Below are 10,793 nucleotides of genomic sequence, written 5' to 3'. Positions count from 1 at the left end.
ACACGACCGTTAAGCCCTCTAGCGCCGATGGTACTTGGACCGCAGGGTCCTGGGAGAGTAGGACGCCGCCAAGCGAAGAACCACTGCCGATGATATTCGGTGGTGGTTTTTATTTGCGTTTTTACTATATTAATTCATAGGCAAACGATTATAATTACGACTATATGTTATTTCCTGAGAGATGCCCGTGCATCTCTTGTTTGACTTTGTCCCGTTCCTCTGACACACTCATAATTGGATACATACATCACGTATCAGGACATGATTTGAAAGATATCATAACTTAGAGAACGGGGTGCAGGACGACATGGAAATTCAGAAATTGACGGTAGATGATTTTGAACCAGCTATGGCACTCTCCGAGTATGCTTTTCAAGTGGTAATGAGTGAAGAACAAACGGACAGGCGGCGGAGTCAATTTGATTCACAGGTTATATGGGGTGTATTTGAGGAAGGACAATTGGGTGCCAAACTTCACATTATTCCTTTTCAAACCTATATTCATGGGAGATCATTCGAGATGGGCGGTATTGCGGGTGTAGCCACATGGCCAGAATATAGACGTAAAGGCTGGGTAGCTGGGCTATTGAAGCATGCGCTGGAGGAAATGAACCGTAATAAACAAAGTATATCGTTTTTGCATCCGTTCTCGTTTGCTTTTTATCGGAGGTATGGTTGGGAGACTTATGTTGAATTTAAACGATATAAAGTGCCTACAGCTCATCTGCCTGCGAAAAAGGCAACCCCTGGAACAATTCGGCGCGGCGATCCGGGACTCAGCACATTAAAGGAAGTATACAGTGCTTATGCTGAGCGCTATAACGGAACTTTGATTCGGGATGATGCGAGATGGGAGAATTCTGTTCTCACTAAGGGAGCCAACCAGAAGGCTGTATATTATGATGAAGCTGGTAAAGCGCAAGGGTATCTTTTGTATGAGGTTAAAGAAAGAAAGTTTAGCATTAGAGAGATCATTTATCTGAACGAAGAGGCAAGACAAGCCTTGTGGACCTTTATAGCCAACCATGATTCAATGATAGAGGAAGTTACCTTACAGGCACCAGCCAGTGATATGCTTGCTTTTCAATTGGATAATCCGCGAATTCAGCAGGAAATTGTACCTTTCTTCATGGCACGTATTGTGAGTGTGGAGCAATTTATTTCACAGTATCCTTTTGCGAGTCAAGACTCACCAGTACAGATTAATCTTGAGGTAGAGGATGCACACGCACCATGGAATGAAGGGGTTTGGCAGTTGAATGTGGCGATGAACGGTACAGCTTCGATTTGGAAAACAACTGAGCCTGAAGCTAAAGATCAGACCGTTAAGGTAGACATTCAGGCGCTCACCGCAATGCTGATGGGTTATCGCAGGCCTACGGAGATGGCTCAAATAGGCAGAATTGAAGGACCGACAGGAGCGATTAAGGCTTTGGAACAAGCGATCCCTAAACGGGAAACGTATTTACTTGATTTCTTCTGATTGTTTTGACTCTCATGACGAGAGTTCTGACTCATTTTCATAGAGATTTAGCTTGCATAGCAATACGTTGCTAGTGTGAGAAAAGTAGACCTCTCCAGCTCTTTTGGAGAGGTTTTTTTGTGTCAGCCGAATATTTCGTGTAAAATCGTAAAAAATGAATAGTGCTCCCTCTTGGCAAAACCACAAAATATGCTATAATGTATATAAAGTCAAAGAAAGTCAAAGTCAACTAAAGGTTAAATACTTACGTAGCTTTCTTTCTGCAATCCGGTGGTGGGAGCCATTTTGAAGGTAGTACACATCAGCGGATATAGGCAATATTAAAGGACCTTCGAGCGTCCTTCGCTCTCCTGTAAACGACCATGAAAGATCAGTTTCGCTGTTTCCTTGATTGGTTAAATTGGTTAAATGGGTTGAGAAGGTGTACTCTGTAGGGGCGTGTGGGTCCTTATTGACTTAACGTTTCAGACAGTGGAGGATGATTGGATGCGTAATATCTCTGATATTATCGAACAATATCTGAAGAGTATTTTGCATGAAAGTCCCGAAGGAATGGTCGAAATTCAACGTAATGATCTGGCTGACCAATTTTCATGTGTGCCTTCCCAGATCAATTATGTCATCAGCACCCGATTTACACTCGAAAAAGGTTACCTTGTAGAGAGTAAACGTGGCGGCGGCGGTTATGTTCGCATACAGCGGATTGAATTGCCGGCTCACTCGGCTCTGCATAACCATTTGCACCATAGTATTGGAGATGAGATCGGGCAGACAGCTGCCGAAGGTCTGATTTACCAACTGGAAGAAGCACGTTTCTTAAGCAAAAGGGAAGCCGGGTTGATGCGGGCAGCTGTATCGAGAGAGATTATATTGGTCAAACTTCCTTACCGGGATCAAATTCGTGCCAGAATGTTAAAGGCGATGTTAATATCTTTGCTCGGTAAATGAAAACTATCGGGATCAAGGGGGTACATCATTGTGCTGTGCCAAGAATGCAACAAACGTCCGGCCACACTCCATTTCACCAAGATCGTGAACGGAGAAAAGACGGAATTCCATATTTGTGAGTCATGTGCTCGTGAAAAAGGGGAAATGATTCCCGGAACATCCAATGGATTTTCCATTCACAACCTATTGTCCGGGTTGCTTGATTTTGAACCCTCAGGTAAGAATGGAAGTGCGGGAGCTACACCTGCGCAATCCCTTCGTTGTGAAGAATGCGGCATGACCTATTCACAGTTTAGCAAAATCGGCCGCTTTGGCTGTAGTTCATGTTATAAATATTTTGACAGTCGTTTAGACCCGCTATTCAAACGGGTTCATGGCAGCACTTCTCACGTGGGTAAAGTGCCTGCACGAGCAGGTGGTCGCATCAAGGTCAAAAGACAGATTGCTGATTTGAAACGGGATCTTCAGGAGAGTATCACGCAAGAGGAGTTTGAAGAAGCAGCTCAAATTCGTGATCAGATCAGGGAACTTGAAAAAGAAATAGCTCAGGAGTAAAGTTTGTGATGAGTAGGAGGGATGCGTAATGTCTAATCTGCGTTTTACAGAGAAGGCGCTCAGCGACTGGATGCGTAGTGATGCGGCTGATTCCGAAATTGTGATTAGCAGCCGGGTCCGGATCGCACGCAACCTGCAGCATTATCCGTTTCCGATGCTGGCTTCCAATGAGCAATCGGAAGAAGTGCTGAATAAGCTGAGCGAGGTGCTTCAATACGACGACGTTCATGCCTTTGGAGATTTTCATACCCTGGATCTGACTGATATCGATGACCTTGACAAACGGGTACTGGTGGAGAAACATCTGATCAGTCCCAGTCTTGCGAACGAATCCAGAAATGGTGCTGTTATTCTCAGTGAGGATGAGTCTGTCAGTATTATGATTAATGAAGAGGATCATCTTCGTATCCAGTGCCTCTATCCGGGGTTCCAGGTGAAAGAAGCCTGGGAGAAAGCTTCCGCCATAGATGATGCTTTTGAAGCGCATGTGGATTATGCTTTTGATGACCGCAGAGGATATTTAACCAGCTGTCCTACGAATGTAGGTACAGGTGTAAGAGCATCTGTCATGATGCATCTGCCCGCTCTGGTGATGACACAGCAGATCGGCCGCATTCTAAGCGCAGTCTCCCAAGTCGGACTGACTGTACGAGGAATTTACGGTGAAGGCAGTGAGGCGATGGGTAACCTGTTCCAAATCTCGAACCAGATCACACTGGGGCAGACGGAACATGAAGTCATCGATAACCTGCATAGTGTTGTGTTACAAATGATCGGGCATGAGCGCACCGCCAGAGAGCGGTTAATTACCGACTCCAGATTGCGGATTACCGACAGAGTTATGCGTTCTTACGGCATTTTGTCCCATGCAGCTATCGTCGACTCAAAGGAAGCTGCACAGCGTCTGTCTGATGTTCGACTTGGTGTAGATCTCGGCTTGTTGGACGGCTTGTCCATAACCGTGATGAACGAGCTGAATGTGATGACCCAGCCGGGCTTTTTGCAGAAAACATTTGGGGAAGATATGCGGACAGATGAGCGTGACATTTATCGTGCTCAGTTGATCCGTGATACGATTAGTGAAGCCAATCAATCTTAGGCTAACAAGAGTCATTAACAAAGGTTTCACGTCGCATCTGCGGCTTTATATAATAAAGCATTTTATAATAAATGCTGAATGATTTTATTCGCAGCACGGCTGCAAACAAAAGATATGAAGAATACGGCGGGATTGTTTCAACAGCCCCGTTTTATCCAAAACCATGGAGGTGCAGGAGATATGATGTTTGGAAGATTTACGGAACGGGCCCAAAAGGTGCTCGCATTGGCGCAGGAAGAAGCTGTCCGTCTTGGTCATAATAACATCGGTACAGAGCACATTTTGCTCGGCCTCATTCGTGAAGGCGAAGGCATCGCAGCCAAAGCGCTGATCGGCCTGGGACTCGGATTGGAAAAAATTCAAGATGAAGTAGAAACGCTGATTGGCCGTGGCCAAGAGCAACCTACGAACATTGCATATACGCCTCGTGCGAAAAAAGTAATTGAATTGTCTATGGATGAAGCCCGTAAATTGGGTCATACCTATGTAGGCACTGAGCATATCCTGCTCGGATTAATTCGTGAAGGCGAAGGGGTTGCAGCACGTGTGCTGAACAACCTGGGCATCAGCCTGAACAAGGCACGTCAACAAGTGCTGCAACTGCTGGGCAGCAGTGAAGCCGTATCCAGTCATAACGGTACACCTGCCAATGTCAGCACACCAACGCTGGACAGTCTGGCACGTGACCTTACGGCTTATGCGAGAGAGAACAACCTGGACCCGGTTATTGGACGTAGCAAAGAAATTGAGCGTGTCATCCAGGTACTCAGCCGCCGTACGAAGAACAACCCGGTACTGATCGGTGAGCCAGGTGTAGGTAAAACAGCCATTGCTGAAGGACTTGCGCAAAAAATTATTGCGAATGAAATTCCGGAGACTTTGCGTGACAAACGTGTCATGACCTTGGATATGGGTTCCGTTGTTGCAGGTACAAAGTATCGTGGTGAATTTGAAGATCGTCTGAAAAAAATTATGGATGAAATTCGTCAAGCGGGTAACATTGTCCTGTTCATCGACGAATTGCATACCTTGATTGGTGCAGGCGGAGCGGAAGGTGCAATCGATGCTTCGAACATTTTGAAACCGGCTTTGGCCCGTGGAGAATTGCAGTGCATCGGTGCAACAACACTGGATGAATACCGCAAATATATCGAGAAGGATGCTGCTCTGGAGCGTCGTTTCCAACCGATTACGGTAGATCAGCCTTCTCCAGAAGAAGCAATTCAGATCTTACACGGCTTGCGTGACCGTTACGAAGCGCATCACCGGGTTAAAATTACCGATGAAGCGATTGTACAGGCGGTTAAACTGTCTGATCGTTACATTACAGACCGTTTCCTGCCGGACAAAGCGATTGACCTGATTGATGAGGCGGGTTCCAAAGTAAGATTGAACTCTTACACGATCCCACCAAACCTCAAACAACTGGAAAGCCGTCTCGAAGATATCCGCAAGGAAAAAGACTCAGCGGTTCAAAGCCAGGAGTTCGAAAAAGCAGCAGCTCTGCGTGACACGGAACAAAAAATCCGTGAAGAGCTGGATGTAACGAAGAACCAATGGAAAGAAAAACAAGGCCGCACGGATTCTGAAGTAACGCCGGAGGATATCGCGCAAGTGGTAGCCAACTGGACCGGGATTCCGGTGAACAAGTTGAAAGAAGAAGAGACACAACGTCTCATGACTTTGGAATCGATTCTGCATGAACGTGTCATTGGCCAAGATGAGGCTGTGAAGTCCGTCAGCCGTGCAGTTCGTCGTGCTCGTGCTGGATTGAAAGATCCAAAACGTCCGATGGGTTCATTTATCTTCCTTGGTCCTACTGGGGTGGGTAAAACCGAGCTGGCTCGAGCGCTTGCAGAAGCCATGTTTGGAGATGAGAATGCAGTCATCCGGATTGACATGTCCGAGTATGGCGAGAAGCATTCCACTTCAAGACTGGTCGGAGCGCCTCCGGGATATGTGGGATACGAAGAAGGTGGACAGCTGACAGAGAAAGTTCGTCGCAAACCTTACTCCGTCGTCCTGCTCGATGAAATCGAGAAAGCACATCCGGAAGTATTCAACATCTTGCTGCAAGTACTTGAAGATGGCCGTCTGACTGATTCCAAAGGTCGCGTCGTGGACTTCCGTAATACGTTGATCATCTTGACATCCAATGTCGGTGCAGAAGCGATCAAACGTAACTCTACACTGGGCTTCACAGCAGTTGTGGATGCAGGTGCGGATTACGATAACATGAAGGGTAAAGTGATGGATGAGCTGAAGAAAAGCTTCCGTCCTGAGTTCCTTAACCGGATTGATGAAATTATCGTGTTCCACTCTCTTGAAGAGAAACACATTGCTGAGATTGTTACCCTTATGAGTGAAGAGCTTCGTAAACGGCTGCGTGAGTATGAGGTCGACTTCGAGCTCACTGACAATGCCAAGGATTTCCTTGCCAAAGCAGGCTTTGATCCAGCCTATGGTGCTCGTCCGCTTCGTCGGGCGATCCAGAAGCATATCGAAGACAAATTGTCTGAAGAGTTGCTCACAGGTAATGTGGTCAAAGGAGATTCGTTGCTCATTGACGAAGAGAACGGAGCATTGTCTGTAACGAAAAAAGACGTTGTAGTTCCTTCCAATGAGGAAATCGAAACAAAATAAGTGACCCTTAATCAGTTTACTGATTCTGGTGCATAAAACAAAAATCCTTCCTGGCTTTAGCTGGGAAGGATTTTTTGTGTTTTTGGACCAGTTAGAGCCCGAAAGCTCTGTTGTTTATCAAAACGATATTTGAACTGCTACGAACATGTGTAAAGTTTGCGATAATCCTTTACGAAAAATCTCAAACAATGGTAAACTTTTATTAACCCTGCACGTCAGGGCATACAGGGCAAAAATCGTCGAAAAATGCAAAATGCTGTTATAAAATAAATCCTAGGAGTGCTGAAGTGGCCAAAGTTAAAACCAAGTTTCAGTGTACGGAATGCGGCTATGAAGCCCCCAAATGGTACGGCAAATGTCCGGGTTGTCAGTCTTGGAATTCAATGGTGGAAGAAACCGAAACGGTGGTCAAAACACAAGGGAGAAATTCCCCTCTCTTTGAGAGTAAAGATAAGCCACTTCCCATCATAGATATAGATAGCGGTCAGGAACCGCGTGTACAGACTGGAATTGAAGAGCTGAATCGGGTTTTGGGCGGCGGAATTGTTCCGGGATCTCTCGTTCTGGTGGGCGGAGACCCCGGAATTGGAAAATCAACGTTGATGTTGCAGACATCTCATGCTTTGACCCATTCAGGTTTGCGTGTGTTATATGTCTCGGGTGAGGAGTCAGTCAAGCAAACCAAATTGCGTGCTGACCGTCTGGGTGCGCTGTCTCCAGAGTTATATGTATTGTGTGAGACCAATATGGAGCGGGTCGAGGAAGCGGTGGAGCAGATCCAGCCGCATTTTCTTGTCATCGACTCCATTCAAACTGTATATCTGCCAGAAGTCACCAGTGCACCCGGCAGTGTAGCTCAGGTAAGGGAATGTACGTCACGGTTCATGCGGATCGCCAAAGGCCGAGGCATTGCAACCGTGCTTGTGGGGCATGTTACGAAAGAAGGCGCCATTGCCGGTCCACGTATGCTGGAACATATGGTGGACTGTGTTCTTTATTTTGAAGGAGAGCGGCATCATACGTATCGCCTTTTACGTGCGGTAAAGAACCGTTTTGGTTCGACCAATGAAATTGGCATTTTTGAGATGGGTGAAGAAGGACTTCGTGAAGTGGGTAACCCTTCAGAACTCTTCCTGTCGGAACGTCCGCTTGGTGTAGCGGGTTCTACGGTAGTTGCCAGCATGGAGGGCACACGTCCTCTGCTCGTGGAATTGCAGGCGCTCATCTCGTCTACACACTTTCCTTCCCCACGTCGCATGGCCACAGGGATAGACCATCACAGGCTGAACCTCATTATTGCTGTACTTGAGAAAAGAATGGGCATGTTTTTGCAAACACAGGATGCGTATCTGAATGTAGCTGGGGGCGTGCGGCTGGATGAACCAGCTATTGATTTGGCGGTTGCGGTCAGCATTGCATCCAGTCTGAGGGATGTACCGACCAAACCGGATGACGTCGTCTTTGGCGAAATCGGTTTGACGGGTGAGGTTCGGGCTGTTTCACGGGCTGAACAACGGGTGAAAGAAGCTCAGAAATTGGGCTTTAAGCGTGTTATTTTACCAGAAAAAAGCTTAAAGGGCTGGAAACATCCTCGCGGGATACAACTGATCGGTGTGAATACCGTGGCAGATGCACTAGCGGTTGCTTTAGATTAGGGGGCATAACAAGATGAAAGATTCGAGCCAACTGGATAATATGAACGAATTGTTAAGGCTGATCGCACCAGGTACACCTTTCCGCGAAGGTCTGGAGAACGTGCTGCGCGCCAAAACGGGTGCACTGCTGGTTGTAGGATACAGCCCTGAAGTGATGGAAGTGGTGGATGGAGGATTCTCGATTAACTGTGATTTCTCTCCGAACTATCTGTATGAACTCGCCAAGATGGACGGTGCCATTATCCTTAGCGAGGATTTGAAGCGTATTCTATACGCCAATACTCAGCTCATTCCTGACTCATCCATCTCTTCATCTGAGACGGGGATCCGTCACCGGACGGCTGAGCGTGTCGCGAAACAAACAGGTAAATTAGTCGTATCTATATCGCAGCGCAGGAATATTATCACCTTATATCAAGGAACACTACGGTATTCCCTCAAGGAAATCGGGGTTATTTTGACCAAAGCGAATCAAGCGATCCAAACCCTGGAGAAATACAAAGCTGTATTGACACAGTCCCTTACGAATCTGAGTGCCTCCGAGTTCGAGGAACTGGTCACGATTCCTGAGGTGGTAAATGTCATTCAGCGTACAGAAATGGTTATGCGCATCAAAACGGAAATCAAACGTTACATTCATGAACTCGGCAACGAGGGACGTCTGATCTCCATGCAGATGGAGGAACTCGTTGGTACAACGGAAGAGGAAGCCTGGTTGCTGTATAAGGACTATGCCCGTGTTGACAGTGATGACAAAATCCGTGAGATTATCGTGGGTCTGAAAAGATTGTCGGACGATGAATTGCTGGATGCACATCATATTGTACGTCTGCTGGGATACCCTTCATCAGCGGCCACCTCCGAAGATTCGGTTGCGCCTCGCGGATATCGGGTATTAAATAAGATCCCCCGCCTGCCGAATGTCATTATCCATAACCTGGTGGGTCAATTCGAACAATTGCCTCATGTCATTATGGCTACAATTGAAGAGCTGGACGAAGTGGACGGGATTGGAGAGGTACGTGCCCGAACCATTAAGGAAGGTCTCAAGCGTTTGCAGGAGCAAATGTTTATTGACAGACAGATGTAAGGGTTTGCCTATAACGGCTTGAAAATAATGAGGTGAAATAACGATGTTAACCAGATTCATTCCGAATCTCTTTACCTTGGGTAATCTGTTTCTTGGAATGATGGCAATCCTGCTTGCAATTGATGGGAATTATAGTTTGGCAGCCATTTTGGTCATTATTGCGATGTTGCTTGACGGCCTCGATGGTCGTGTGGCACGGGCACTGAATGCCCAGAGTGAATTTGGTAAAGAGCTGGATTCATTGTCTGACATGGTGTCATTTGGTGCAGCTCCGGCCCTGATTATATTCATGGTCTCGTTTCAGGATGCAACTCCGGTTCTTGCCTGGATCGCAACCGCAAGCTTTCCCATTTGTGGTGCCATCCGGCTTGCCCGGTTTAATGTTCGCCCCGGTATCCCCGGGTACTTCACAGGCTTGCCGATTCCAGCAGCCGGAGGTGTACTGGCTACACTGTCCCTGTTTAACAAGGATATCGGTCCTGTAAGTATGATGATTGCGACGCTGCTGTTATCATATCTGATGGTAAGTTCGCTGAAATATCCCAATTTCAAAAAGGTTGGTCTGCCTCGTAAAGCGATTTGGATTGCACCATGGGTCATCGTCTTTGCGGTAGTGGTGGCAGTCATGTTCCCAGAACAACTATCCAAATTGATCTTTATTCCACTTGTGATATACGCTCTATATGGAATGAAGCATAATATGCGGACGGCAGCCTCACGTAACCGGGCCAAAAAGCGTAAGGAAGAGAAGTCTTCACGTCCTTCCGATCGCTAGGCATTCCATCATTCTGGAAATCGGTCGGTCTGTGTCTCCTATATCAAAACAATACAAAGAAAGCACGTACGCTCCTGAACGGAGAATGCGTGCTTATTTTTGTTTTTCAAATCTATACCTTAACTTAACCATTGTTTACGACAAATTGAACATCCCTAACGTCGAACATTTCTGTGACTCGTGATTTACGACTTCTTCCATGTTGATGTCCAGCAGATTGCAGAGAGCCGACATATAAAACAGGTTCCGCCCCAGTTCAGAGCTGATCACCTCTTTACAATTCTCGCACAATTCACCTTCCACATGCGTTTCCAGCAGCCCTTTGGATTGAGCGATATCGCTCTCCGGGGCATATTTCTGCTTGGTGGCGTGCAGCTCAATGCAGCCGCATTCGGTAATGGCCTTGGACACGGCACGGTTGACAGAAGCTCCGGCTTGTCCCGTCTTGGACAGTACATCAATCAGGCTGCGATGACGCAGCAACAGCTCGGAAACTTGATCCTGAAAAGCCTGTAAACTTAGCGTACTCATTTTGCTACTCACCT

The 10,793-nt window shown here is 46.8% G+C and carries 9 protein-coding genes and 1 rRNA gene; 9 read left to right on the top strand and 1 reads right to left on the bottom strand.

The annotated features are described in order from the left end of the window. From rrf to pssA, 9 genes are all read left to right on the top strand, one after another. Positions 1-74, top strand: a 5S ribosomal RNA gene (gene rrf / locus QP794_RS33410); the annotation flags it as partial. Between the two features lie 233 nt (positions 75-307). Further along, positions 308-1,483, top strand: a complete 1,176-nt coding sequence (locus tag QP794_RS31615; RefSeq protein ID WP_285080671.1) for a GNAT family N-acetyltransferase — start codon at positions 308-310, stop codon at positions 1,481-1,483. A gap of 486 nt (positions 1,484-1,969) precedes the next feature. Then, positions 1,970-2,431, top strand: a complete 462-nt coding sequence (locus QP794_RS31610) for a CtsR family transcriptional regulator (RefSeq protein WP_024633618.1) — start codon at positions 1,970-1,972, stop codon at positions 2,429-2,431. A gap of 30 nt (positions 2,432-2,461) precedes the next feature. Further along, positions 2,462-2,986, top strand: coding sequence for a protein-arginine kinase activator protein McsA (gene mcsA / locus QP794_RS31605; RefSeq protein WP_079348920.1), 525 nt, complete (start codon positions 2,462-2,464; stop codon positions 2,984-2,986). Positions 2,987-3,014: 28 nt separating this feature from the next. After that, the gene (mcsB, locus tag QP794_RS31600) at positions 3,015-4,085 is read left to right on the top strand and encodes a protein-arginine kinase McsB (RefSeq protein WP_285080670.1); all 1,071 of its coding nucleotides are present in this window, start codon (positions 3,015-3,017) and stop codon (positions 4,083-4,085) included. Positions 4,086-4,265: 180 nt separating this feature from the next. Further along, positions 4,266-6,728 carry an ATP-dependent Clp protease ATP-binding subunit gene (locus QP794_RS31595; RefSeq protein ID WP_094937778.1) on the top strand — a complete coding sequence of 821 codons (2,463 nt, stop codon included), beginning with the start codon at positions 4,266-4,268 and terminating at the stop codon, positions 6,726-6,728. A 287-nt stretch (positions 6,729-7,015) separates the two neighbouring features. Then, positions 7,016-8,383: a DNA repair protein RadA gene (radA, locus tag QP794_RS31590; protein ID WP_079348923.1), complete on the top strand. Its 1,368-nt coding sequence runs from the start codon at positions 7,016-7,018 to the stop codon at positions 8,381-8,383. 13 nt (positions 8,384-8,396) lie between these two features. Continuing rightward, complete coding sequence (gene disA, locus QP794_RS31585; RefSeq protein ID WP_079348924.1) at positions 8,397-9,473, top strand: DNA integrity scanning diadenylate cyclase DisA; 1,077 nt, start codon at positions 8,397-8,399, stop codon at positions 9,471-9,473. Between the two features lie 43 nt (positions 9,474-9,516). Beyond that, entirely contained in the window at positions 9,517-10,248 is a 732-nt protein-coding gene (gene pssA, locus QP794_RS31580) for a CDP-diacylglycerol--serine O-phosphatidyltransferase (protein WP_094937779.1), read from the top strand. Positions 10,249-10,383: 135 nt separating this feature from the next. Here the strand turns inward: pssA and QP794_RS31575 are convergent, their stop codons facing one another. After that, complete coding sequence (locus tag QP794_RS31575) at positions 10,384-10,779, bottom strand: nucleoside triphosphate pyrophosphohydrolase family protein (RefSeq protein ID WP_024633611.1); 396 nt, start codon at positions 10,777-10,779, stop codon at positions 10,384-10,386. Positions 10,780-10,793: the final 14 nt, after the last annotated feature.

The organism is Paenibacillus sp. UMB7766-LJ446 (genome assembly GCF_030226665.1).
Taxonomy (GTDB): domain Bacteria; phylum Bacillota; class Bacilli; order Paenibacillales; family Paenibacillaceae; genus Paenibacillus; species Paenibacillus vandeheii.
This window is presented reverse-complemented; position numbering and strand designations above follow the sequence as displayed.